We start from the raw sequence: 24,682 nt of genomic DNA on the forward strand, positions 1-24,682 counted from the left end.
ATTATTAATTTAGTCAATCAAAACGTAACGAATTGCTTCATCCCTACTTGGCACCTTAGCCCCCTTACCTATTTGCTCATCCTAGGCAATTACTGGCGGAGTCCACAGATTGGGATCCATAGTGTTAGGAAAACAGCAAAAGTAACTTTAAAGAGAGCGCCAAATTTTGATAGTCTTATCCTCACTGCCACTGACCAAAGTTTGTCCATCTCGGCTAATAGCGATCGCAGATACTCCAGCCGTGTGAGCTGAGAGTGTTTGCAGTACTTCTGCTGTGAGTAAATCCCAAATTTTGATGGTTTTGTCCTCACTACCACTGATCAGATACTTACTATCTGAAGCAATGGCAACAGCAGAAACTGCTCCTGAGTGGTCTTTTAAGGTGTGCAGTAGTTTTCCACTATCAAAATCCCAAATTTTGATGGTTTTGTCGGCGCTACCACTAATAATTGTCTGCCCGTCGGGACTGATGGCAATACTTTTGACACCGTTTTGGTGTCCACTCAAAGTGCGTAGTAAATCTCCGGTTTCCAGATGCCAAAGCTTAACAGTTTTGTCTTCGCTACTACTAACTAAAGTTTGTCCATCTGGGCTGATAGCTAGGGAATAAACCCATTCTTTATGTCCAAAAAGAGTCCGAAAAGGTTTGCCTGTTTGTAAATTCCAGAGTTTGATTTTGTGGCTACCACTAGCAAGAGTTTGCCCATCGGGACTTAGAGCAAGGGAATAAATCTGCTTTTTATGCCCGACCAGAGTCCAAAGTAGCTTTTGTGCAGGCAAATCCCAAATTTTAATATAACTTCTATTCTTAGATTTATCACTACTAGCTAAGAGCTTACCATCACAACTGAGTGTGATTGTTAAAACCCCTCCAGAATGACCGGTTAGAGTTTTTGTTGGGGTAGATAATAGAGAGTTTTTACTGCTAGGATTCGTCAAGAGTTCCCAGAGTTTAATTACGTTGTCTTCACCACAACTAAAGAGTGTTTGCCCGTTGGGACTAATAGCGAGCGCTGCAACTTTTCCTGATAGTTTCGAGAAAGTATGGGCAAGAGAAAGATGCGCTAAGGCAGGCTCACAGTTAAGGGAAGCGACCGTGTTGAGGAGTTGCTGTACTTGAATAACACTAACTTTATCTTGTAGATCTGCTAAACATTCCCTCAGTTTTTGGAGATATTCGCGGTCTTGTGTAGTTACAGCTGATTGCATCGCCTCTAAGGCCTTAACACCTTCTCTTAAAGGTAGTTGGCGCTGTTGTAGCCAGGATTTGGTTGAGTAGTCAATCTGTTCTCTCGCCCAAGATTTATCCGGTAGATGAGTTAAACTTTGAGCTAATTGTAACGCTAGCTCAGGTGTCCAATAAGAACGTTCATTAAGCAGAGAACGAAAGACATTTTGATAAATTGATACTGTAGTTTCGATAAATACTTGTAGTAATTTTTGGCTAGAAACATCTTTGAGCAACTGGGGCAGCAGTTCAGGCAAAACAGGAGAAACATCATAGTGGATAAGATAGTAAATATCTGCTATCCATCCGGCAATTAAACAGTGACAAGTGCCTAAAAATTGACGGAAGTTATCCCAATCCTTATCACTGATTTTGTAAGGAAAACTCAAATCACTAATATCTATACCAGCCCGTTGTAATTCTTTCGTCTCTTCGATAATTGCCAAATTAACAGCATTATCACCGCCTTTACTTTCTACTTCTTCCAGATTCTTACCCAACGCTAAGAGCTTATAGCGCGTTACTTTCCACTTCAAAGCACGAGCTTTAGCCGATTCGTAAATAAATTCTTTGTAAGACAGCTTAAAAATAGTTTCGTAGCAATAAGTTTCTTGACCCAAGCCCCAGTAAGCCATGCGAAAATTTAAAAAATCACCATCAATTTCTGACTCTAGAATCAAAGTTGGCTCAGACCTGAGCATACTAAATAGAGCCTTAATACTAGATTCACTATGAAAACGTTTACTCTCCCAAGCTCCCCCTAAAAATTCTGTAGGTCTGACTTGACTCTGTAAGGGATAATTACGAGAGAGAAATTCTCGGAGTTTTTGAGCTAATCCTAGTTCAATTTCTGGCGTACTTGAAAGGGCATCGCCAAATTGCTCAAATTGTATCTTGGGGGGAGCAACAAAAATTCTCAGGGGTATGGGCGTGCGGTCGCCATGGGATTCTAGTAGTTGGGAAGGAAATAACCGTAAAGGCCAGTTTTCCAGAATTTTGTGAACTTCAGGTAGTTGTAATGTTGTTTCTCGCTGATAGGCTGCCAGTTTTAAAAGAGTTTCCCGATTATAAACAACTAACTGTTGCTGTAGAGCTTTCTCCTGTTGAAAACGCCACGTTTGAAAATCTAGACCTGTTTGCTGAATTGTACAAGTGACATTTTCAACAAATTCTCCAATTTCATTAGCATTTAATTCTCCAGATCTTGTCGTTTTCTCCGGTAAGGTTTGCTCATCTTTGGCTAAGATAATTTGACTGCCAACTCCCAGGTAATCAAGCATCACCTGCGCTTTTTGCAATTTATCATCTAGCTTGAAAGGTAACTTACTTAACTGATTGCTACTCCTTAGCTCAACGAGACTATTGAATACAGGTATGGCATATTGAATTAATAATTTAAGCCAAGGCTCCATAAAACTTTTCTTGTTCAGTAAACTGTATTGTTTGTCTCTCATGCCATGGTCGGTGAGAACATTGAAGCAGAAAGATGCACTTAGTATAGTAATTAATCATTTTTATGTGCTAAAAAATGCAAAAATTATGACTATGGCTACTAAAGAAATCTTCCATAAAATTTAAAAACAAGCATTCGAGAAAATTTTTGATCTTTGCTGCTACCAATTGCCGTCTATTAGAAGCCTAAGACGAACATAAAAATTGTTGATCCTTAGCAAATTGAACAATAGCGAAATCCATAAATGGTAGCCAATAGCGAAAAGAACTAGACTAGGAAGTTAGACGCAATTGACAAACAAATTCTTGCCAATCTATAATACGTAGTCTGAACATTTATCTGAGTTTTATAAAAAGGCAAAAACTAAAAAGCCAAAAACCAGGGATATCTGCTACATCATTATTTATGCCCAACGTTCAAATAATTGGTCTGGGAAGATCCGGAATAGCTGCGGCAAGACTCCTCAATCAGTCAGGTTGGCAAGTCACACTTAGCGATTCGGCTAGTGAGGAAAACATCGCTTCACGCAGCACCTCAGAAAGTTGGCAACAGCAAAAACAAGCCTTTCTTGCTGAAGGAATTATAGTTAAGCTAAGTCACTCTCTGACTCTGGATACCTCCAATTTACCCGATCTAATCGTGGTTAGTCCTGGTGTGCCGTGGGATCTGCCTGTCTTGATTAAGGCAAGAAATTGTGGCATTGATACGATTGGTGAAATGGAACTAGCTTGGCGCTATATTCAGTCCTGTCCTTGGGTAGGTATTACTGGCACTAATGGTAAAACCACTACTACTGCTCTAATAGCTGCTATTTTTCAGGCTGCTGGTTTCCAAGCTCCTGCCTGCGGTAACATTGGCTATGCTGCCTGTGAACTAGCCCTGAAACAGCCTCAAACTAATTCCTCGTCCCCCATTGATTGGCTAATTGCAGAAATCAGTAGCTATCAAATTGAATCCTCGCGAGATTTGGCACCCCATATTGGCGTTTGGACAACCTTTACTCCAGATCACCTAGAACGCCACCATACTCTAGAAAACTACTACAACATCAAGGCATCTTTACTGCGTCGCTCAAAGCTGCAAGTTCTTAATGGAGATGATCCTTATCTACGCCAGATGGGTAAAAAACACTGGCCGGATGCCTACTGGACAAGTATTAAAGGCCCGGAAGCAAGCCCTCGTCCTTGGATTTATCTTGAAAACGGTTGGGTAATTGCAGAGAAAGAGGCAATACTACCAGTAACATCTTTGCAGATGGTGGGCGAGCATAATCAACAAAACTTGCTGATGGCAGTGGCAGCAGCGCGTTTAGCTGGCATTGAGCAGGAAGCGATCGCCCAAGCTATTGCCAACTTTCCTGGTGTTGCCCATCGCCTGGAAAAAATCATCAATTGGCAGGGAATAGATTTCATTAACGATAGTAAAGCTACTAACTACGACGCAGCACAAGTGGGATTAGACTCTGTGGCAAAGCCAGCAATCTTGATTGCTGGCGGCCAAGCCAAAGCTGGCGACGATACCAGTTGGCTGAAGACTATTAAAGCTAAAGCTGCGGCTGTTCTTCTCATTGGGGAAGCAGCACCAGTTTTTGCTCAACGCCTCCAGCAAGTTAGCTATGATACCTCTGAAATTGTAGAAACTCTGGAGGAAGCTGTTCCTAGAGCAACCCAGCTAGCAAAGCAGTACCATGCTAGTGTCGTTTTGCTCTCACCTGCCTGTGCTAGCTTTGATCAATACCAAAGCTTTGAGCATCGCGGTGATCATTTCCGTCAACTTTGCCTAGAATTGCTGCAATAGCAAAGATTTGCCATCATGTCGGGATAGGGAATAGGCAATAGACAACAGCAGAAAAGTTGAGTTCTGAGTTCAAAGCACACTTATCCACTTAATGGTTAAGCTTTCGCCTGCTCAAAACGTCTGTTTACTTCTTCCCAGTTGACAACATTCCACCACTGCTTGAGGTACTCTCGGCGATCATTGCGGTATTTCAAATAGTATGCGTGTTCCCAAACATCGTTACCCATGATGGGATACATCCCTTTAATCAAAGGACTGTCCTGATTCTGGCTATTTGTCACTTGAAGCTTACCCTTTGGGTCAAGTACCAGCCATGCCCAGCCACTACCAAAAAGTTTACTACCAGCTTCGTTGAATAGCTCTTGGAAGGCCTCAAAACTGCCAAAAGTTTCATTAATGGCGGTGGCAATACTGCCCGTTGGTTCCCCACCACCATCAGGATCCATAGTCTCCCAGAACATCTTGTGGTTCACGTAGCCGCCGCCATTATTGCGAATCGTTGTACGAATATCTTGCGGCACCCGATGGAGATTACGCAGCAAGTCTTCTGCACTCATGCTTTTCAGTTTCGGGTATTTATTTACCGCTGCATTGAGATTTTTAATATAAGCCGCATGGTGTTTGTCATGATGGAAGCGCATTGTCTCCGCATCTATGTAGGGTTCGAGAGCGCTGTAATCATAAGGCAGAGGTGGCAGTTGAAAAGTATCCTCGTTTACTAAGGGCTGATCCCCTGAAGGATTTTCCACAAGAGGCTCACCAGCAGCCGGAAAAGCTCCCAAAGCCATTGTTCCTGTAGCGGCACCCAGTAAAATCAGGAAATTACGACGATTAAGAGACATAAACCATATTAAATATGGACATCAACCAGACCCTTCGCGCCCAATTATACATTGAAGTGGCGCTTTCCTAATTTCGCTCTAGAGAGAGAAAATGCTCATTTAGGGAGACTTTCTTGAGCATTGCATGGGTTCCAAACTAAAGCAACCGACTCAGAGAACGCCGTCTCTGAGTCGGTTAGGGACGCAATTTACAATCAGCTCAATTATTGATTAAGCCTTTGACAAGTGAACCAGTGACTTAGTTAATAGGTGGTAGGATCACTTTGTCGATGACGTGAATCACGCCGTTGCTAGCTTCAACATCAGGAGTGACCACTGTAGCGTCATTCACCATTACTGCATCTCCCAGCTTAATCATCACAGGATTGCCTTCAACGGTATCAACTTCGCCTTCTACTAAGTCAGTTGACATCACGCTACCGGGGACAACATGGTAGGTTAAAATTTCCACTAGTGCGTCCTTATTTTCCTCCTTCATCAGTTCTTCTAGAGTGCCCTCTGGTAAGGCGGCGAATGCTTCGTCTGTGGGAGCAAAAACGGTGAAAGGACCTTCTCCTTGAAGAGTTTCTACTAAGCCGGCAGTTTCTAAAAGCTCTGTCAAAATCGTAAAGGAACCATTATTTAGCGCCACTGCAACTATATCTGGCCCAGATTCGCTCATCGACTCTGGCGATTCCGGTTCCGCCATGGGATTGGATTCGGACTCTACCATTTGAGTCTCGGTATTGGCGGGCATAGTTGTGCTGGACTCAGGCTTGAGTTCAGCGGAGGCTGGCAAGCTTACCACGATATTGACAGCAGCAAGACCTAGGACAACAGCCACTGGCTTCAGAGAATTGAAATGATTTTGTAAAAAACTGAACATTTTTCCGCTTTTTTGTCTGAACAGAACGTAAGCATTATTTAAAGACTGTCAACTTTTGTGGGGGGTGACTGTGACACTAAGCCTTGTGACCAACTTGCCGATACATAAAGTTGGACTTAGTGGTAGTGGCAATAAGGAAAAAACCTAATTCAGAACTTCCTCTAGCTGATGCTGCATCCAAAGAGACTGATAAACACCGGGACTTTCCATTAGTTGAGCATGAGTACCCTGCTGAACAATCTGACCAGCCTCCATCACAAATATTCTGTCAGCCGTAGCAGCAGCGGAAAGTTGGTGAGAGATGAAAATTACGGTTTTGCGCTCAGTTCCTTCTGAAAGATTTGCCAGAATTTGAGTGGCTGTTTGATTATCAACGCTAGAGAGGGCGTCATCGAGAATCAGCACGGGAGCATCAACTAGTAGTGCCCTTGCCAGAGACATACGCTGTCGCTGACCGCCGGAAAGAGTAATTCCTCTTTCTCCTACAATTGTTTCATACTGTTGGGGGAAATTAAGAATTTCTTGATGGATTTGCGCTTGTTTAGCGGCTTGTTCAACTTCTGGCTGTTCGCTCATGGGGTCACCATAGCAAATGTTGTTCTTAATAGTAGCGCTGAACAAGAAGCTATCTTGAGGAACGTAAGCGATTACTTCCCGCAAGGCTTGGAGGCCTAGCTTGGTTATGTCATACCCATCGAGAAACAGTTGATTGGTGTCAATGTCTAGTAAGCGGGGGAGTGCATTGGCAAGAGTAGATTTCCCAGAACCAATTGCTCCGACAATCGCGACTCTTTCACCAGCGTTAATCGTAAAGTTAAGGTTTTTTAATGCGGGAGCTTTAGCTCCCGGGAAAGTATAGCTCAGGTTCACTGCCTTGAGCTGACCCTTAACCGGCTGCGGTAGACTAATGACATCTGGGCTATCTTGAATGCGGGGTTTAGCCAAGAGAATCGACTCGATGCGGTCAATACTAACTTCACCCTGCTGGTAGGCAGTAATCGTAAAACCTAGAAGCGCGGTAGGGAAAACTAGGCGTTCTGCATAGAGAATCAGCGCGACAAAATCACCAATATCAATTTCACCAGAGGCGATTGAGCCTGGACCAGTGGATAGCAATATTAGTAAGCTGATGGAGGCAAGAGCTTCAATCAGGGGAAAGAGCAAATTGCGCGTTCTTGCCAAATTGAGATTAGCTTTTAAGAGCTGCTGATTGAGGTTTCGGAAGGCTCGACGCTCGTTTTCCTCCTGAGCGTAAATTTTAATTAGGTAGATACCGCTCATATCTTCCTGAATTAGCTCACTCAGGTTAGAGAGTTCTTCCTGGACTACTTTTTGCTGATTGCGCAGCTTGTCACTAAATAAAACGACAGTAATCAACATTAGTGGATACACCGCCAATGTCATGAGAGTTAGCTGTAAGCTAAGCGACATCATTACAGGCAGCGTCAAACCATAGGCAAATACTATATTTGCCAGACTTAAAACCGCAAACCCCAACAGACGCCTGACATTATCAACATCGCTGGTGGCTCGGTTAATTAAGTCTCCAGCAGTGCTGGTGGAGAAATAAGACGGTTCCATTCTCAGCAGATGCTGAAAAATCTTTTGCTTGAGGTCAAACTCTACCTGACGCCCTACTCCAAAAATTAGAAGGCGTGATGCCATCCTAATCACCCACATCAAAGAAGCCAGGAGCAAAATCAGTAATACGAAGTGCCAGATTTGCTCAAACCGAAAGGCTGTACGCAATTCTTCAATACTATCCCTGATTAACAAGGGAATGTAGGCACCAATTCCATTGACAATCAGTAGTGCCAGGATCCCCAGAGATGCCTGTCGCCAGTGGGGGCGCAAGTAAGCCAGCAGTTTTCGGAAACGCAAGTAAGCCATGTTACAAATTTAACAATTTTCGATTTTTTTGATTTTAAGGAAAACGCCGAAAGTACTACTTTTATAGTACTTTGTTGGTAAATTTTTACCCTCTTCGCAGTTCTGAAAGCTTCGTTTCTTTAAAGCATGCCCAGAACCAAGGGAAGAAATGGAAAATTGGTGCTGGCAAATGAGGATTTAACCCCCCAATTAATTTAACAAAAGTATCTAGTGTTACCTAGGAGCAACAGTTTCTTTGATTCTGGCAAAAACTTGTCTTTGGGCAAATATCAAAGTTTGTTTTGATGTTTCCTGTTTTTTTGTAAATTTGAATGCAGTTATTTACTATATTTATGTTTTCGTTATCAAATAGATTATTGATTAACTTGATATGTTTATTTCTTAAAGAAAAACCAAGTTTTCCGCAAGCTTCCACAAGATATTGCCAACTGTAAATAGAAGATAAGTAGCTAACAAAAACTTCAATAAACTTAGTTATGTCAGCTACAAAAAAATCTCTAAAATGTAACAACTTTATCAGGATGAATATTTAAGTTTGTGTAAGAATCACTAGTGATGTCGTTGAGGACTTAATCTCAATTCGCTGGCAAGAGGACTGCGGTTCATCTGAAGAAGTTGACCAGGTTATTAACTCAAATTTACTGAGTTAATACTGCCTGATTATGGTATTTAACTACAAGGACAGGAAATGATTAAACTTCTCGTAAACCTTTTAGTCTTTGTCTTAGACAACCTTTACAAAGACCGTACATATCCACGCTTTTATGTACTGGAAACAGTTGCTCGTGTTCCTTATTTTGCCTATACTTCAGTACTGCACTTTTACGAAACAGTTGGACTGTGGCGTAAATGCAATTGGCTGAAGGTTCACTTTGCTGAATCTTGGAATGAAATGCACCACTTGTTGATTATGGAATCAATGGGAGGCAATAGCTATTGGGTTGACCGTTTCTTAGCCCACTTCTGTGCGACTTTGTACTACTGGATTTTGGTATTTGTCTATGCTGTTGCACCGAAAGCAGCTTACCAATTTATGGAAGAAGTGGAATCCCATGCCTACACAACCTACGACAAATTTTTGAGAAAGCATGGCGAAGAACTAAAAACTCTGCCTGCGCCGGAAGTTGCTCTCAAGTACTACGGTGAAGGTGAACTATATATGTTTGATGCCTTTCAAACAACTCACAAAGTAGAGCCAAGACGCCCAACCATTGAAAATCTCTATGACGTTTTTGTCGCTATTAGGGATGACGAACTTGAGCATGTCAAAACGATGACTGCTTGTCAAGAAACCGATACAGACTTGAATTTCCAGGCGGCAAAAACCCCTAACAAAGAACCAGCCTAATATATCAGAGGTGAATCTAAATAACTATATCTTTAGCGTCGAGAGTAAAGATTACTGACCTCTAATCAATAACCAATAGATTCTGATTATACAAATACACCCTACTGCGCTTACGGCAATAGGGTGTACTGGATTAAATATTAAAACTTATCAAGAAAGTAGCCCCGCCCAGTTGTTCTTTTCAATTACTTAGTTTGTAGAAGTAAGGGCGGTAGGAGAAGCAACTTACTAGATTGGCGGCGCAGCTGGGGGTGCCACTGGCGGTGCGCCCGCAGGTGGTGTTTCCAAGCCACGTAATAAGTAGTAAACAGAAGCTAGAAAATTTTCCCAAATCTGGGTGCTTACAACTAGCGCATCGACACTCGGAATAAAGGATTCAACCCTAATAGGTATTCTTTGTGTAAATTCAGGTCCAAATTGAGCTAGCTTAAGTGAACTAGTAGGGCGAGAAACACCATTGAGGCTTGCCTGAGTAACTATCGTATCAGCTCTCGAAGTTGATATTGGAGCAGCAGCGAAATTGGTAGCTGACTGGATGGTCTCTTGGCGTTGTGGCTCGCTATTAGCCACATTTGCGGTTCCTTGAGCCATCAGGCTAGCTACGAGTGGTGTGCTAAAGACTAGTAGAATCACGAGTGCTGACATAACAAGATTCTTTGAGTCCTTTAGCCCCATGCGTAGAGCAATGGCTAAGAGCAAGAGGCTGAATCCCAGTGGTTTAAGGGGAAACGACAGAACTCTCCATGCTGCTGACACTACTGGGTCATTGGGGAAGAAAAACGCTAGTACAATGACCGCAAACAAAAACACGCCCCCAAGCAGAGTAAAGTAAGCTTTGGGGACTAATCTGAGAAGCACATTGTAGAGAATGAATGTGATCAGCAGCCACAGAAGTACCTGGGTAAGTAGTAGGAACATTGTTAAGAAATTGTGAGTAGTTGGTCGCTATTTGTTGGTTGTTAATTGTTAGTACGACCACTCAAAATAACAACTAACAACTAACAACTGATGAGACTCTCGTTTCAGGAACGCCTTAATTACCCGAACGACGATTGACCTCACCTTAACAGGGGCATTATAACCGTCGTTGGTGGCAATAAATGTTGTTGAGAAATCGAGTTTGTAGTATTTTTAAGGACTACAAGAGCATGGAGTCCTTGGCTGAGATTGATCGCCAAGAAGTACCGCTGCTAATTTTACTTATTGACTATGCTATAATCGTCTCCCGTCAAAGGCTAGTCTGCAAGGCTTCATGGCACTTTATTTTGCTTGGTGCTTAAGTACCAAACTGTGCCGAGGAAAAATGCCTTACCAACAAATCATGCTACACCTAGTAGGCTTACTAAGCCAATGACTTATGAGACGCCCACAGTGACTGCTCAGGCTATCAAACTAGGTTATGGGCTTCATAGCGAAAGGACTAGATTCATGGTTTCTAGGCAAGGACGCGGGTGTAGCTTATCATCACAGTGACAGTGGCAATTCTCAAATTGCTGTTGGCAGTTAAGCCAAGGTTAACAAAAGATATGGCTGATGTTCTTAATCCTTAGATCTCGGTAAAATTACTCGGTGACCAGGAAAAGGACAGGGAAGGATCTTTGTCGAGTAGGGGCAACCGAGGAAGATCAAGATAGGGAAGTAGAGCTTTTTACTGTTTTTTGCTTTTAGATTAGATTGAAAACATTGCCGGTGAATAGACACGTCCAGACTGAAAATGCTCAAGACAACCCGACTCCCGTAAACAAAGGGCATCTTGGCATGGAGGCCCGAATCAGTCGCTTGGAGTCAATTGTTGGACAAATCGGAGATGCAGTACTTGCAACTACCGAGACAATTGACCGTCTTGCTGACCGAGTAGATCACCTTGTGATTCAAGTTCAACACCAAGGACAACAAGTCCAACAACAGGGATACCAGCTATTTGCCTTAAGTGATGCGGTGCAAACCCTAGCAGAAACTCAAAGTCATTCAATCGAGCAGCTAGGGCAACTAAATCAAACGCTACAGCGTCTTGCCGCTGCCATCGAAGCCACCCAGGAGTAAAGTCTACTCTTTGAGAGAGTAGTTTGAGATTCCTGGCATTCCTGGTTGACTTCCAAGCCAAGGAAAAATATGCTACGACAACGAAAGTGCCCACAAATCATGAGGAGAGCATTGATGCATTTTCCGACGCGGTACTTCTTCCTGCTGAAAGTGACTGTAGCGCTCAGTTTACTGAGTGCTGGCTGCGGTGAAAGCAAAATTTCCCAATGCAACAAAATTATTCAGGTTGCTAACAAGGCAGTCAGTGAAGCAAAATCCGTCACTAAAGGTGGTCAAACTAGCGATCCCCAGGCAATGTTGCAAGCCGCCGAAGCTATGGACAAAGCCTCTCAACAAATGACTACCATAGAAGTCAGGGATGAAAAACTCCAAGACTATCAAACTGGTTTCACCAATATGTATCGCGATACCAGTAAAGCTACCCGCGACTTTGTAGAAGCATTTCGGAGAGAAGATCGTCCAGCAGCGGAAGCTGCTTTGAGTAATTTGCAACAAGCCACTAACCCAGAAAGGCAATTAGTTGAAGAAATTAATACTTACTGCTCAGGTGCTACTGATGCAGAGTAAAGAGCTGGTTAAGGGATCTCAGCGAACATTACCTAGTCCAAGATTCATCTTATCGACTTTATATAGTGAGTGAGTATCAAGCCCGGAACCCCTGCCCTGGCAAGATTGTCTTGGTTCATGAATGGTTAACACCCAAAGCAACGGGCGGATCAGAACTAGTAGTTCAAGAAATTTTGAAATACATTGATGCTGATCTTTATGCCTTAATTGATTTTGAATCTACCAATCCCCAGAGTTATCTGTTCGGTCGAAAAATTGGCACAACTTTCCTACAAAACTTACCCTTTGCTCACAGAGGTGTTCAAAAATATCTACCGCTACTCCCCCTAGCTATTGAACAGCTAGACTTACGCGAGTACGATGTCATTGTTTCTTCTTCCCATGCTGTTGCCAAAGGAGTCTTAACCAATCCCCAACAGCTACACATCTGCTACTGCCATACACCCATGCGCTACGCCTGGGACTTGACTTTTGATTATTTACACAGTAGCCCCATGGGACAGGGCCCTCAAGGCTTAATCACTCGCTATCTGCTGCATCGTTTGCGTCAGTGGGATGTAATCTCAGCAAATCGGGTAGATTTCTTTATTGCTAATTCCCAGTACACTGCTCGCCGCATCTGGCGCTGCTACCGCCGTCCGGCTGAAGTAATTTACCCACCAGTCAACATTGAGCGCTTTCACTTACTTACTCAAAAAGAAGATTTTTATCTTACGGTTTCCCGTTTAGTAAGTTACAAGCAAGTCTCTGTAATTGTGGCAGCCTTCAATCAGCTAGGATACCCACTAGTAGTCATTGGAGACGGACCAGAGTTACCACAGATTCGTCAACTTGCTAAATCTAATGTAAAAGTACTAGGATTTCAGCCTGATGCTGTAGTTGAGCAGTACATGGCACAAGCAAAAGCCTTTGTTTATGCTGCCTGTGAAGATTTTGGCATTGCCTTGGTAGAAGCGCAAGCCTGTGGTGCACCAGTAATTGCCTATGGTGCTGGTGGAGCTCGAGAAACAGTTATAGATATTCGAGAACATCCAGAGGGTGCTACTGGTATATTTTTCTCCAGCCAAACTCCGGCGGCTTTAATTGAAGCGGTGAAATTTTTTGAGGCATCACAAGCAGCATTTAGTCCCCAAAGGAGCCGATTAAACGCTGCTGGATTTGCCCCAAAAATATTTGCAGAGCGCTACTTGACTTTTTTGGAACGCTCCTATCAGCATCACCAAACTGGATTCTCTTCTAGCAAATTTTATTTTCCAGAGTCCTATACTCTCTAGCAAGCGTCCCGTGGCTTTATGATCATGACGTGTGGTGTGAATTAAAGGAGTAAGATGACTGCCGAAAGCCAACTTATCTCCGTCAAGATGTTGCAAGCGTTTGTGAAGCGGGGTTTTGGTACACTCACTTCGCTAAGCAGCCACAAAGGTTTGCCTCGACATCGCCTAGACGGAGTTTTTGCCAAACGGGTGTTTGATGTTCTGTTTTCTACATCAGTTCTGATTTTGTTTTTTCCGGTCTACCTAATATTAGCAATTCTGATTGCAGTCAGTTCTCCTGGACCAATTTTTTATGTCCAAAAACGTGTGGGTAAAGATTACAAGTCTTTCGGTTGCATTAAATTCAGAACAATGGTGGAAGGAGCAGATGAAATATTGCTAGATATCATGGCAACATCACCTGATATGCGAGAGGAATTTGAGGATAATTTCAAGCTGAAGCAAGACCCTCGGATTACAACAATCGGGAAATTTTTGCGGCTTACTAGCCTTGATGAGTTTCCTCAATTTTGGAATGTTTTAAAGGGAGATATGAGCGTCGTCGGACCAAGACCTTTAGTTCCAGAGGAATTACCCAGATATGGGCCTCACATGGACAAAGTTCTCACAATTCGTCCTGGAATTACTGGATTGTGGCAAGTATCTGGACGCAATAATATTCCCTACAATCATCGTGTGCAGATTGACGTCTACTACGTTAAATTTCGCAACTTTTGGTTGGATTTATGGTTAATTGTGAAAACAATTGGTGTAATTAGCTTTCCCAAAAATAATGGTGCTTACTGAAGGGCGAACTATGAACTAGCCTTGAGAAAATTGATTAACTAGTGGTGTATCAAGTCCGTCTTTCTGTGGTCTTATATCAATGAAAGATAAGATACACCCATTTACCAATAATGAAACTTTGCAAAACTAGATAGGAGTCAGATTAAAATCTGACTCCTAAATTTTTGTGTCTTTTTTTCGTTGCCTAGTTGGGAGATGACCGGGTATTTTGAAGGCTCTGTGTTAATCCTGATTGCTATCATCCTTGAGTGTGTAACCTCCTGTTTCTCAATAACAGAGGTAACTAGCAAAGGGTCAAAAGCCACTGTCTAGCCTCAAAAGCCATTCTCAGGGGCTACTCAAGCTATCAGGAAAATTTTTGATTAATGTCTAGAGCCATTAGCAAAATTTTAAGCTAGCTTAGGGAGTGATTAACCAACCGCTCCCACAAAAAATTGTGGAAAGTTTACTTAAATCAGCAAGCTGCATCTGCCATCAACAACAACATTAGTCACAGGAATGTTTAACATATGACGCAATGCAAGCGAGCGCTAATCACTGGTATTACAGGTCAAGACGGCTCATATTTGAGTGAGTTGCTACTGGAAAAAGGCTATGAAGTTCACGGTATTATCCGTCGGACTTCTACCTTTAATACTGATCGCATCGATCATATCTACGTGGATCCTCACATTGAAGGAGCAAGATTTTTCTTGCACTACGGCGACTTGACCGATGGAGTGACTTTGCGCCGTATCCTCGAAGAAGTAAAACCGATCGAAATTTACAACTTGGGTGCTCAATCCCACGTACGGGTAAGTTTTGACTCACCGGAGTATACCGTTGACTCCGTGGCAATGGGTACACTGCGCCTGTTAGAAGCAATCAGAGACTATCGCCATCGTACCGGCATTAATGTACGTTACTATCAAGCGGGTTCTTCTGAGATGTTTGGTAAAGTGCAGGAAGTACCTCAAAAAGAAACAACGCCGTTTTATCCACGCTCACCTTATGCTTGTGCTAAAGTCTATGCCCATTGGCAAACCATAAATTATCGTGAATCCTACGGGATGTTTGCTTGTAATGGCATATTATTCAACCACGAATCGCCACGTCGGGGCGAAACCTTTGTAACTCGCAAAATTACCAGAGCGATCGCCCGCATTGTTGCTGGTCAACAAAAACAACTTTATTTGGGCAATCTCGACTCTAAGCGAGACTGGGGCTATGCCAAGGACTACGTAAGGGCAATGTGGCTCATGCTACAGCAAGAAGAAGCAGATGATTTTGTGGTTGCTACTGGTGAAACCCACTCCATTAGAAAATTTTTAGATATTGCTTTTAAATACGTCAATTTAGATTGGCATGATTATGTTGAGTTTGATCCCCGCTATCTACGCCCAGCTGAAGTCGAGTTACTAATCGGCGACCCCACAAAGGCAAAACAGAAACTGGGTTGGGAACCTTCTGTGACTTTCGAGCAATTAGTGAATTTAATGGTAGATTCAGATCTGCGGGCAATGGGTATAGACTCTCCCCATAGTGAAACAACGGCACACCTCAAAGATGATGCCTATATTCGTCAGGGCGTCGGCAGTATGGTTGATTGAAACTAGGGCAGTTAGTGATTAGCTAGCGATTCAAATGACACAATACTTAATCACCAGCCAATAATTGTTCTATTTCGCCTAAATAAAAAAAGAGCGAAAAATCTTCAAAAAACAGGCAAGGCAGGTTCTCCGGGGGACTATAGCTTTTAGCCAAGTCGGATCGTTGGTCTAAGCCTGAAGCAGACACCAACTACCTCTGGACATCGGCTTAACTAAAGGTTTCAATAGTATGAGAACCTACTTGCTATTTATTAAATTTACTGGGTAAATGTTGTAAACATTACCATTTTTGGTAGCCAGAAAAAATAGCAATTTACTGCACCATGATGTCCCAAAAGAATGAAAATGTGGCATCACTTAAAAATGATCAGGGTAGTAGGCCACCGAGAAAATTTTGCAAGGAAAATTAATACTGAAAGTCTGATGAACAAAGAATCTAAAATTTACGTAGCTGGTCATCGAGGCTTGGTCGGCAGTGCAATCGTTGAAATGTTACGCGAGAAAGGTTACGGCAATCTTGTTTTAAAAACAAGCCAAGAACTCGACTTAAGAAGACAAGCTGAAGTCGAAAGTTTCTTTGCCCAAGAACGCCCGGAATATGTTTTCTTAGCAGCAGCCAAAGTTGGAGGCATTAACGCTAATAATATTTACCGCGCCGAGTTTATCTACGATAACCTAATGATGGAAACAAACATCATTCACAGCGCATATTTACACAAAACCCAAAAATTACTTTTCTTGGGTTCTTCGTGCATCTATCCCAAATTGTGTCCGCAGCCGATGAAAGAAGAACATCTGCTGACAGGGTTTCTAGAACCGACTAATGAACCCTATGCGATCGCCAAAATAGCAGGAATTAAGCTGTGCGAAAATTACTGCCGTCAGTATGGTGTAAATTTTATTTCTGCCATGCCGACCAATCTTTACGGAAAAAATGACAACTTTGATTTGGCAAACTCCCACGTCCTTCCTGCGCTAATTAGAAAATTCCATGAGGCGAAAATTGCCAAGGCTCCCTATGTAGAAGTATGGGGAACCGGATCAGCCCTTAGAGAATTTTTGCATGTGGATGATTTGGCTCAAGGCTTAATTTTCTTGATGGAGAATTATAACGATATAGAATTTGTTAATGTTGGAACAGGCGAAGAAGTTTCTATAAAAGAGTTAGCCTTGTTAATTAAGGCAGTTGTCGGTTATGAAGGTGAGTTGCAATTCGATACATCTAAACCGGACGGAACTCTTAGAAAACTCCTAGATACAAGTAAAATAAATGCGGCGGGATGGAAAGCAGAAACTTCCTTGAAGGAAGGTATCGAAATGACTTACCATTGGTTTTTAGAGAATTATAGTGGAATACGAGGTAAATAATCTCTTCAGAAATTTTAGCTAAAGGTAAGCTTTCGAGTTACCTCAACAGATTTGAAAAAACTTTTGCTAAATGTATTGAGGGTCAAACATTAGAGTTATTGTAAAAATCAAAAAGTAAGAATGTGGAACCATAGATAGACGTGTATAAAATCAGGTTTGTCTTTTTTTTGTTTCAAAAGAGTTTTACACACTGTCTACTAACGGATAAACTACCCCTAGGATATAACCTAATTTACCCATATTTAGGGAATGGAAAAAGTAGACTTACGCCGCAAACTTATCAAAATACGCCAATCTTTACCTGTAGAAGAATGGCGAGAAAAAAGCGATCGCCTCTGTAGCCATCTCCACTCTTTGCCCTTATTCACGCAGGCGCGAACGGTTCTTGCCTATTTCAGCTTCCGTCAAGAACCGGATTTAACTCCTTTACTGACTGACACTGAAAAACTTTGGGGGTTTCCTCGATGTGTTGGCAAATCTCTCTGCTGGCATAGCTGGAAAAGAGGAGAACCCTTATGTAAAGGACTTTATGGTATTTGGGAACCTGAGCCAGAAGCTCCTCTTCTACAGTTAAAGGAAGTAGATTTAATTCTTGTCCCTGCTGTTGCTTGCGATCAACGGGGACATAGATTAGGCTACGGCGGTGGCTTCTATGATCGGATGCTCAGTTTATCTGAGTGTGCATCTAAACCAACAATTGGAATTGTCTTTGAATTTGCCTACTTATTCAAGTTACCGATTGATCAATGGGACAATTCCCTGCATTCTGTTTGTACGGACACGGCTTACCACCAGTTTAGTTAGTTATTTGACAGCAAACCAATTAATTAATAATTCAAAGTTTGTTTTCCCACTTTACTAAAGTAAAAATCTACAACCTTCAACTTTAGCTTTTTCCCGATGACTGACAATTAAATGCTCCTTGGGGATAAGCAATACGTTTGTGATTATATTGTTGCCAAACTTTGACAAAAACCTCAGCAATGATTGATAAGTCCTCCCGTGTTAGCCCAGAGTCTACTAGTTGGTTATCTTGCCAACGGGCTTTGAGAATTTTCTTAACCATCGATAGGACAGTTTCTGGGGTAACATCTTGAAGCGATCGTAAGGCTGCTTCACAAGCATCTGCCAACATGACAACACCGGTTTCTCTAGACTGAGGAATTGGCCCATCATAACGAAAATCAGACTCCTGCACGAGAGAAGTTCCTTCTAATTCAGCTTTCTGTTTAGCCTGGAAATAAAAATAGGAAATTAGCAGTTTGCCCTGATGTTCTGGGATAAAGTTCCTAATCGCTTTAGGCAACTGGTGTTTACGGGCCATGACTAACCCTTCACTGACATGTTTTTTGATAATCTCAGCACTTTTGCAGGGGTCATTAATCTCATCGTGTTTGTTCGGTCCTCCCATCTGATTTTCGATGAACCCTAACGGGTCATGCATTTTACCGATGTCGTGGTACAGAGTTCCTGCCCGAACAAGTTCTACATTGCAAGAGAGTTCTCGCGCTGCAGCTTCTGCCAGGGAAGCAACGAATAATGTGTGTTGGAACGTGCCGGGTGCTTCTGTAGCTAATCGTTTGAGCAGAGGTCGGTTAGGATTAGAAAGTTCTGCTAAGCGGATGGGCGTTACTAAGTCAAAAACGCGTTCTAGATAAGGAGAAAGACCAAGCGCCACAATACTCCAAGACAAACCGGCAAAGCCGTATAAAACAGCTTCTCGGAGTACGGTGTACCATATATAACCAGCCGGAGCACTGATCATTAGGCTCAGGATGAGGTAAATTACACCCTCAGTTAATCCTACACCAACACCCAATAGAGCTAGTTCTTCACGCGAGCGTAGCCGTCCAGCCATCAAAGCACCCAGCAGCCCACCAGCGGCACCCGCAATAAAAGCAACTCCCTTAATCTCCATGCTGATGCCTACTAAGCCCGTCAGCAGGGTGACTACAGCCACGCCTAGAGCAGAACCGTAGAAGCTACCTATCAATAAACCAATAGCTGGCAAACTGGTATAAGAGATACCGAAGCTAACTAGTACTGGCGTGCTCAAAGTAAGTAACAATATCAAAATTTGGTCACGTCGCCGTAGACCAGGATGCGCTCGCCTCTCTACGAGCCAAAAAATACCTACAGCACTTGTAACTACACCCCCAAATCCAATCAAACCAGCCCAATTAATCCCTCGTCGGCTCAAATCAAAATGATCTAGCAGTACAAAATTTTCCTGGGTAATTGTTTCTCCTGCTTCGACAATCACTTCTCCGGCAAGCACAGAAACCATTACAGGATCGACTGCTAGGGCAGCCTGTTCTGCCCTAGACTTCGTTTGTTCGATGTCTTCCCTTAAGTTGGGCTTTAAAACACCTACTAACAATTCGGTTGCTAGGGGCTTGGTTTCGGGGGGAACATTCACACTCAATTGCACCTCTACTGCCTGCTCTAAGACTTGAGGTGGTAGGCCTTCAGGAATGCCCTGAGTAAGTATACGCTTTGAGGTTTCAGTAATACCTGTTCGTGTTTCCTGCCAGATCTGATCCGATAACTCCAGCAAAGAAGCATCATAGGGATGTTCCGATTGATTTCCTAGCTCAGGTGCTAGCTCTTGTATCTCTTCCCTAAGCTGGCGCAAAGCCTTTCGGTAATTTTGACGAGCCAAAGAGACTGAGTCAATCAAATGGGCAAAATCTCCAGAAGAGGACAGTTGGCGATAGCTTTGCAGCTCACTGACTGCTTGGGCAAACAAGATATTCTTTTGCTCTTCAATCTGATTAGGCAACACTACTGGCAGCTCCCACCCTTTGATATTCGGTTCTTGCTGAGCCAGAGCCAAAATAGCTTGCAATTCCGATTCTTTTGTTTGGCGCAAATACCTCTGAGTAGAATCTGAAAGAGCAGTAGTCTCAACAAAGGGAAAAGAGCCGCTAATTTGCCGAAGTTCTTCTGTTTTGTCCAGAGATTGCTGAAGATCTTGAGTAATTTTGTGTGTCAGCGACTTATCGATCATCAACACAGGAAATAAGCCTGCTCGTACTGATTTGCGCTTTTCTTCGGTGGTTTTAGAGTCTTCAACTCTAGCATCTGACGGTGCCACGATTTTTTGCGGTGCTCTGGTTCCAACATCCAGCTTTGGCTGATCGTAGAAGCGATCGCCCATAACACCCGTGAGTGAAACCACTGCCACTACCCACATCAAAGCTGGACGCTTTTTGCGCTTACTGAGCTGCCGAGGGGGAGACTTGCCTTGCTTGGGAGAAATTATTGATCGTAGATATCGCTTTGACAAGTGACCTTTTGGGGTTTCATTATTCTCAGAATTGTCAGAGGGAGAGGAGTTAGTCCCCCCAAAGGACAACCAAGCTCGAAGATGTTCAGATTTTCGACGCAATTGTGTAATCGGCTCAGTCAAAGAATGAAGCGTTTTCATAGCACAGAACTTGCCATTTCAGGTGAGAGGAGCAGGAGAAGCTTTTCCAGGCATTATTATGGATAAGCCGAGGAAATCATCGCAAATCAGGAGACGCATCATCAATAATCAAGGAGCCTTTGTTCACGATATCCCCTGACTGACAAAAGTTACTAGTTGGCACATTGCCATAAGCATTAGCTGCAAGCAAGACCGGCCCAGGGGGTGTGGCATAGTTTATGGAGGCAATGCCTTCTGAACCAGGCATTGCCGAGTCCGTTTTTGGCACAAAAACCAGACCTGATTCTGGTGCAGAGCTCTTCCAGAGTTGTGTGATACGCAGCCGTAATTGCGAGTCGTTGGGATGTTACTAGTAACTGGATGATATGAAAGCGTGTCCATAATAAATATCGAGCAACTGTCTTTGGGTGAGAACACCTAGCAGACTTGCTTTAATTGCAGGTAGATTGAGACAATTTATCTCAACGTCTCTTCAATTACACTTTACCTATACTTATAGACCTTAACTTACGAACTAGTTTCTTTATTACCTTACAAAACCCATCAGAAGAATGCCTGCTTTTCAGCATTTGAGAAAATTAAAGCTCATCGATTTAGCTGAGTTTTTTACCCAAAAGACTACACTAGTGCGAAATTATAGCGATTTCCTCGCATAGTTTTTGCTTGATACCCCACGATAATCCGGCGATAGCAAGGAATTTCTCTGTTCAAGGGTAAGCTCCCTAAAACAGCTCACTATTAATAGTTTCAGTCATACTCGCTAACGTCTTAAAAACGTTGCAATTTCTAAGTGAATCAAAGCTTTACTCCTTAAGGGGCAACGATTAGTTTCATCCTCACTGGTTTATCTGTGCCCCATCACACGTGGTGCTGCAACGGCAAAATCCTGGAAATGCTCTTGGGTCGAAACATCATACACACCGGACCAAACCGCAAGCAAGCGGTCTGCTAAATCTAGCTTTTCCAGACCTGTACCGAGCTGATCGGTAGCAAGACGCCAAACTACCGGAATACCCATAATGCTATTATAGGCACCAGATAATGCGCCAGTAAGGGCAGCCGTAATTTGGGGTTGGTAACCAGTACGGGTAGCACGAATCACACAGAGGCGAAAATCTTCTGGAGTACTCAGGAAGCAGTAAAAAGCCAGAGCAATCGATATCTCAGAGGAAAGACGTGGCTCCTGTCTCTGCTGAAAGTAGCAACGCATCTCGGTGAGGACTCTCTCTAAGCCAGCGCCTTGCTCCAATAACACTTGTACCTGTCCAAGTTGTAGTCCTAGAGGCGTTTGCGATGCTCCTAGGTAGGCGAGGGTTTGAGGAATTAATTGGGCAAAGTCAAGTTTTTCAGTGAGGGCAAGTGCGATCGCATAAGCTACAGCTAAGGCACCTTCAGACTCTTGGCTATCACGCTGCCAAACAGCAGATTTCTTGAGCAACTGCTGTCGTAACTTTACTGGATCTTCATGAAAAAATAGAGCCATTGGTAAAGTTGCCACAGCAAGCTGGCTGCTATTAGCAGTATTCTTTAAAGAAAGCAGGGAAGGCTGACTTGTGCCGCACTCAAGCAGTAAATCTTCTAAATCTAGACTTCCACAACGAATTAAGCTCTCAGTGCTGCTAGTAGCAATCTGACTCCAATCCGATAACCTACTACCATCTTGACTACCTCGTGCTGGGAGACGCCTCAATTGGGCGCTACCGAATACATGATTCTGATAAATTTCACTGAAGAGTATTTCTCCGATGAAGCTGCCTAGCAAGGCACCTCGAAATCGGCTCAAAAGTGAGTACCGCATCAATTTTTTTTTACCAATTCAATTACTAATTAACAAATGTCACCTTGCTCCGTCATAGTATGACAAAAAATACGGTTTTAGTTGCCTACCTATAGCCAGAAGCCAGATATCAACATTTCTAGTTATCCTAAGCTATCTATATTGCTCTCCTCTGTGCTAGTGTCTCTTCTATGCTAGTGATAGTTATCCTAAAAGTCCGTTAATACTTTTGGGCGGTAAGCTTGGCTAGTTAAGGTTTTTGGGGTTCTAAGGTTCGCAATTTTCTTAATTTGGAGTAATTAAATTCTTATTCAAGAGTAACCCTTCTACTCACAAATTTTATCGTCGTGAAGCTGGCAGCTTTTACCTGAAATATCATTTAACAACAATAATTTATGCCCATGAGCCTGCGTTTAATTGAGGTATTTCTCCCCGAAGAAAAAGCTGTACATCTAGAAGAATTACTCAAAAAACACTCTTTCTTAGGAATCTGGCGGGAAAACTTGCCTTCCCATCAACTACTCCTCAAAATACTTCTCTACTCGCAAGAGGTTGAACCAGTTATTGATTCTCTAGAACAACAATTTTCTGGGACAGATGGCTTTCGATTGATACTGCTGCAAGTAGAAGCTTCTATTCCTCGACCAGAACTACTGGAATCAGAAGCATCCGAACCTGAAATATCTCTCAAAGAGCAAAATTCGGACAATACGCCTTCCCGAATCAATCGGGAAGAACTTTATCTAGATGTGATCGAAAGTATACAACTTTCTTGGAAACAGATTTTGATGGTCTTTCTCTCAACCTTAATTGCAGCTATTGGTCTGTTGCGAGGTAGTGAGACGGTGCTTATTGGTGCTATGGTAATTGCCCCTCTACTGAAGCCCAACATGGCCCTAGCGGTTGCGACAACACTAGGGGATACAGCTTTAGCTAAGCGTACGCTCAAGGTGGGTGGGGTTGGTATTTTGGTTGTTCTCTCCTTTTCTGTACTAATCGGATTGATATTTACCGTTAGTCCAGATTTGCCGGAAATTGCTTGGAGGACAAAAGTTAGCTTAGCTGATGTGGTTTTAGCCTTAGCTTCGGGTGTAGCCGGGGCCTTGTCCCTCACTGCTGGTGAGACTAGTGCTATTGTCGGGGTGATGGTAGCAGTAGCTCTGCTACCGCCGTTAGTCACATTTGGTCTGTTACTCGGTTCAGAGCAATGGTCGGCTGCTACTGGGTCAATGTTGCTGGTAATAACCAACGTGACTTGTCTTAATCTGGCAGGTATAGTCACCCTCTTGGTTCAGAATGTTCGTCCTGGAGCATGGTGGGCAATCCCCAAAGCCAAGAAGCTGACAAATATTGCTTTCGGATTATGGTTTTTGCTCTTATCGGTCTTAGTTGGCGTCATTTTCGTCTGGCGACGGCATTGAAGTCGCCAAGCTTTTTTGCCCATACAAAAAAACGCGAATTAATCGCGTTATATCTATCAATCGCCACGGAGGCTGACTTCCCTTTTTAGCTACTGTCTGCTGTTGTTTTTCTGATATGGTTTACCAGAGCCTGTAGCCCCAATAGATAGCTCTGAGCGCCAAAGCCGCTAATTTGTCCAATAGCTACAGGGGCGATAAAAGAGTGATGGCGAAAGGCTTCGCGCTGATAAATATTACTGAGATGAACTTCTACAGTAGGAAGGGCAACTGCAGCCAAAGCATCCCGCAGCGCAACACTGGTATGCGTGTAAGCACCAGCATTGATCAAAATTCCTTGATGCTTTTTTAGAGAATCATGAATTGCGTCTACTAAGACTCCTTCATGATTTGACTGCAATGAGGAAACTTTTGTCTGTAGCTTTTGACCATCTCTTTCTAGCAGGCGGTTAATTTCATTTAAGGTGACGGCACCATAAATACCTGGCTCGCGGTGCCCTAGCATATTTAAGTTAGGACCGTGCAGAACCAGGATACTTAGAAACTCATAAGTGTCATTAGGCACAGGAAATGACTACCGACGGCGAAGCCTCGGCTCATTAACGGGTACAGGAATTGGCTCTGGCTCCGGCTGTGCTTCCGGGCCAAGGAGGGTTTCAATGAGCTTGCGAGCCCATTCTTTAAGTTTTTCCAAAACCTGATCAATATAATCCATTAAACAGAAAGCTCCTGTGAGACAACCTGCGTCTTATATGAAGACTCTTCACAAAGGGACAAGCTTAACAACTCCGAGAATCACTTGTTGAGACTGAAAAGCGGCGGCTTTGTCCCCGCCTGAGGAATGCAAGAGGCTTGGTTTAACCAGATTTGTTTTGGTGACCATAAACACTTTCTAGAAAAAAGCCAAGTGTTGCATTTCTTATTGATATAAGGTTAACACACTACAGAAAAGCATTTCCATCCCACTAGACTAGGGTAAACCAGGAAAAAATCTTAAAAGTTGGCAG

At 43.0% G+C, this 24,682-nt stretch carries 20 protein-coding genes; 10 read left to right on the forward strand and 10 right to left on the reverse strand.

Translation table 11 applies throughout. The features are described from left to right. Nucleotides 1-147: 147 nt before the first annotated feature. Nucleotides 148-2,640 (reverse strand): WD40 repeat domain-containing protein, encoded by a 2,493-nt coding sequence (locus ACT7WV_RS12980; RefSeq protein WP_445103293.1) that lies wholly within the window; start codon nucleotides 2,638-2,640, stop codon nucleotides 148-150. Nucleotides 2,641-3,086: 446 nt separating this feature from the next. On the opposite strand from ACT7WV_RS12980, the gene murD reads away from it, so the two are divergent. Next, a complete protein-coding gene (gene murD, locus ACT7WV_RS12985) occupies nucleotides 3,087-4,478 on the forward strand; it encodes a UDP-N-acetylmuramoyl-L-alanine--D-glutamate ligase (protein WP_445103294.1) in 1,392 nt (463 codons plus the stop codon). Between the two features lie 95 nt (nucleotides 4,479-4,573). Here murD and ACT7WV_RS12990 read toward each other — a convergent pair whose 3' ends face one another. The 3 genes from ACT7WV_RS12990 to ACT7WV_RS13000 all read right to left on the reverse strand — a co-directional run bounded on the left by ACT7WV_RS12990 (nucleotide 4,574) and on the right by ACT7WV_RS13000 (nucleotide 8,075). Then, on the reverse strand, nucleotides 4,574-5,320 hold the full coding sequence (locus ACT7WV_RS12990; RefSeq protein ID WP_445103295.1) for a superoxide dismutase: 747 nt from the start codon (nucleotides 5,318-5,320) through the stop codon (nucleotides 4,574-4,576). 238 nt (nucleotides 5,321-5,558) lie between these two features. After that, nucleotides 5,559-6,185, reverse strand: coding sequence for a fasciclin domain-containing protein (locus ACT7WV_RS12995; RefSeq protein WP_445103296.1), 627 nt, complete (start codon nucleotides 6,183-6,185; stop codon nucleotides 5,559-5,561). A 144-nt stretch (nucleotides 6,186-6,329) separates the two neighbouring features. Continuing rightward, a complete protein-coding gene (locus tag ACT7WV_RS13000; RefSeq protein WP_445103297.1) occupies nucleotides 6,330-8,075 on the reverse strand; it encodes an ABC transporter ATP-binding protein in 1,746 nt (581 codons plus the stop codon). A gap of 688 nt (nucleotides 8,076-8,763) precedes the next feature. Here ACT7WV_RS13000 and ACT7WV_RS13005 point away from each other — a divergent pair. Beyond that, entirely contained in the window at nucleotides 8,764-9,423 is a 660-nt protein-coding gene (locus ACT7WV_RS13005) for an alternative oxidase (protein ID WP_445103298.1), read from the forward strand. Nucleotides 9,424-9,651: 228 nt separating this feature from the next. On the opposite strand, the gene ACT7WV_RS13010 is transcribed toward ACT7WV_RS13005, so the two are convergent. After that, entirely contained in the window at nucleotides 9,652-10,341 is a 690-nt protein-coding gene (locus ACT7WV_RS13010; protein ID WP_445103299.1) for a hypothetical protein, read from the reverse strand. 840 nt (nucleotides 10,342-11,181) lie between these two features. Between ACT7WV_RS13010 and ACT7WV_RS13015 the strand changes: the two genes are divergently transcribed. The 7 genes from ACT7WV_RS13015 (at nucleotide 11,182) to ACT7WV_RS13045 (ending at nucleotide 17,854) form a co-directional block, all read left to right on the forward strand. Continuing rightward, nucleotides 11,182-11,466: a hypothetical protein gene (locus tag ACT7WV_RS13015; RefSeq protein WP_463424255.1), complete on the forward strand. Its 285-nt coding sequence runs from the start codon at nucleotides 11,182-11,184 to the stop codon at nucleotides 11,464-11,466. 114 nt (nucleotides 11,467-11,580) lie between these two features. Continuing rightward, a complete protein-coding gene (locus tag ACT7WV_RS13020) occupies nucleotides 11,581-12,033 on the forward strand; it encodes a hypothetical protein (RefSeq protein WP_445103301.1) in 453 nt (150 codons plus the stop codon). Between the two features lie 65 nt (nucleotides 12,034-12,098). Continuing rightward, nucleotides 12,099-13,307 (forward strand): glycosyltransferase, encoded by a 1,209-nt coding sequence (locus ACT7WV_RS13025; protein WP_445103302.1) that lies wholly within the window; start codon nucleotides 12,099-12,101, stop codon nucleotides 13,305-13,307. 54 nt (nucleotides 13,308-13,361) lie between these two features. Next, the gene (locus ACT7WV_RS13030; protein ID WP_445103303.1) at nucleotides 13,362-14,093 is read left to right on the forward strand and encodes an undecaprenyl-phosphate galactose phosphotransferase family protein; all 732 of its coding nucleotides are present in this window, start codon (nucleotides 13,362-13,364) and stop codon (nucleotides 14,091-14,093) included. A 509-nt stretch (nucleotides 14,094-14,602) separates the two neighbouring features. Then, on the forward strand, nucleotides 14,603-15,682 hold the full coding sequence (gmd, locus tag ACT7WV_RS13035) for a GDP-mannose 4,6-dehydratase (protein WP_445103304.1): 1,080 nt from the start codon (nucleotides 14,603-14,605) through the stop codon (nucleotides 15,680-15,682). Nucleotides 15,683-16,105: 423 nt separating this feature from the next. Further along, on the forward strand, nucleotides 16,106-17,050 hold the full coding sequence (fcl, locus tag ACT7WV_RS13040; protein WP_445103305.1) for a GDP-L-fucose synthase: 945 nt from the start codon (nucleotides 16,106-16,108) through the stop codon (nucleotides 17,048-17,050). Nucleotides 17,051-17,299: 249 nt separating this feature from the next. After that, entirely contained in the window at nucleotides 17,300-17,854 is a 555-nt protein-coding gene (locus ACT7WV_RS13045; RefSeq protein WP_445103306.1) for a 5-formyltetrahydrofolate cyclo-ligase, read from the forward strand. A gap of 82 nt (nucleotides 17,855-17,936) precedes the next feature. Here the strand turns inward: ACT7WV_RS13045 and ACT7WV_RS13050 are convergent, their stop codons facing one another. The 3 genes from ACT7WV_RS13050 to ACT7WV_RS13060 form a co-directional block, all read right to left on the reverse strand. Next, entirely contained in the window at nucleotides 17,937-20,480 is a 2,544-nt protein-coding gene (locus tag ACT7WV_RS13050; RefSeq protein WP_445103307.1) for an HD family phosphohydrolase, read from the reverse strand. A gap of 76 nt (nucleotides 20,481-20,556) precedes the next feature. Beyond that, nucleotides 20,557-20,748, reverse strand: coding sequence for a hypothetical protein (locus tag ACT7WV_RS13055; protein WP_445103308.1), 192 nt, complete (start codon nucleotides 20,746-20,748; stop codon nucleotides 20,557-20,559). 576 nt (nucleotides 20,749-21,324) lie between these two features. Beyond that, a complete protein-coding gene (locus ACT7WV_RS13060) occupies nucleotides 21,325-22,278 on the reverse strand; it encodes an ADP-ribosylglycohydrolase family protein (protein ID WP_445103309.1) in 954 nt (317 codons plus the stop codon). A gap of 374 nt (nucleotides 22,279-22,652) precedes the next feature. Here ACT7WV_RS13060 and ACT7WV_RS13065 point away from each other — a divergent pair, with 374 nt between their 5' ends. Beyond that, the gene (locus ACT7WV_RS13065) at nucleotides 22,653-23,678 is read left to right on the forward strand and encodes a TIGR00341 family protein (protein WP_445103310.1); all 1,026 of its coding nucleotides are present in this window, start codon (nucleotides 22,653-22,655) and stop codon (nucleotides 23,676-23,678) included. A gap of 85 nt (nucleotides 23,679-23,763) precedes the next feature. On the opposite strand, the gene aroQ is transcribed toward ACT7WV_RS13065, so the two are convergent. After that, complete coding sequence (gene aroQ, locus ACT7WV_RS13070) at nucleotides 23,764-24,240, reverse strand: type II 3-dehydroquinate dehydratase (RefSeq protein WP_445103311.1); 477 nt, start codon at nucleotides 24,238-24,240, stop codon at nucleotides 23,764-23,766. Nucleotides 24,241-24,249: 9 nt separating this feature from the next. Then, nucleotides 24,250-24,390, reverse strand: coding sequence for a hypothetical protein (locus ACT7WV_RS13075; protein WP_445103312.1), 141 nt, complete (start codon nucleotides 24,388-24,390; stop codon nucleotides 24,250-24,252). Between the last annotated feature and the right edge of the window lie 292 nt (nucleotides 24,391-24,682).

The sequence above is a fragment of the Symploca atlantica LB2515 genome, assembly GCF_052546295.1.

What these genes read in the sequence shown, in the direction of transcription:
- ACT7WV_RS12980 (WP_445103293.1), bottom strand. Translation starts at nt 2,640, where the DNA reads ATGGAGCCTTGGCTTAAATTATTAATTCAATATGCCATACCTGTATTC.
- murD (WP_445103294.1), top strand. Translation starts at nt 3,087, where the DNA reads ATGCCCAACGTTCAAATAATTGGTCTGGGAAGATCCGGAATAGCTGCG.
- ACT7WV_RS12990 (WP_445103295.1), bottom strand. Translation starts at nt 5,320, where the DNA reads ATGTCTCTTAATCGTCGTAATTTCCTGATTTTACTGGGTGCCGCTACA.
- ACT7WV_RS12995 (WP_445103296.1), bottom strand. Translation starts at nt 6,185, where the DNA reads ATGTTCAGTTTTTTACAAAATCATTTCAATTCTCTGAAGCCAGTGGCT.
- ACT7WV_RS13000 (WP_445103297.1), bottom strand. Translation starts at nt 8,075, where the DNA reads ATGGCTTACTTGCGTTTCCGAAAACTGCTGGCTTACTTGCGCCCCCAC.
- ACT7WV_RS13005 (WP_445103298.1), top strand. Translation starts at nt 8,764, where the DNA reads ATGATTAAACTTCTCGTAAACCTTTTAGTCTTTGTCTTAGACAACCTT.
- ACT7WV_RS13010 (WP_445103299.1), bottom strand. Translation starts at nt 10,341, where the DNA reads ATGTTCCTACTACTTACCCAGGTACTTCTGTGGCTGCTGATCACATTC.
- ACT7WV_RS13015 (WP_463424255.1), top strand. Translation starts at nt 11,182, where the DNA reads ATGGAGGCCCGAATCAGTCGCTTGGAGTCAATTGTTGGACAAATCGGA.
- ACT7WV_RS13020 (WP_445103301.1), top strand. Translation starts at nt 11,581, where the DNA reads ATGCATTTTCCGACGCGGTACTTCTTCCTGCTGAAAGTGACTGTAGCG.
- ACT7WV_RS13030 (WP_445103303.1), top strand. Translation starts at nt 13,362, where the DNA reads ATGACTGCCGAAAGCCAACTTATCTCCGTCAAGATGTTGCAAGCGTTT.
- gmd (WP_445103304.1), top strand. Translation starts at nt 14,603, where the DNA reads ATGACGCAATGCAAGCGAGCGCTAATCACTGGTATTACAGGTCAAGAC.
- fcl (WP_445103305.1), top strand. Translation starts at nt 16,106, where the DNA reads ATGAACAAAGAATCTAAAATTTACGTAGCTGGTCATCGAGGCTTGGTC.
- ACT7WV_RS13045 (WP_445103306.1), top strand. Translation starts at nt 17,300, where the DNA reads ATGGAAAAAGTAGACTTACGCCGCAAACTTATCAAAATACGCCAATCT.
- ACT7WV_RS13050 (WP_445103307.1), bottom strand. Translation starts at nt 20,480, where the DNA reads ATGAAAACGCTTCATTCTTTGACTGAGCCGATTACACAATTGCGTCGA.
- ACT7WV_RS13060 (WP_445103309.1), bottom strand. Translation starts at nt 22,278, where the DNA reads ATGCGGTACTCACTTTTGAGCCGATTTCGAGGTGCCTTGCTAGGCAGC.
- ACT7WV_RS13065 (WP_445103310.1), top strand. Translation starts at nt 22,653, where the DNA reads ATGCCCATGAGCCTGCGTTTAATTGAGGTATTTCTCCCCGAAGAAAAA.
- ACT7WV_RS13075 (WP_445103312.1), bottom strand. Translation starts at nt 24,390, where the DNA reads ATGGATTATATTGATCAGGTTTTGGAAAAACTTAAAGAATGGGCTCGC.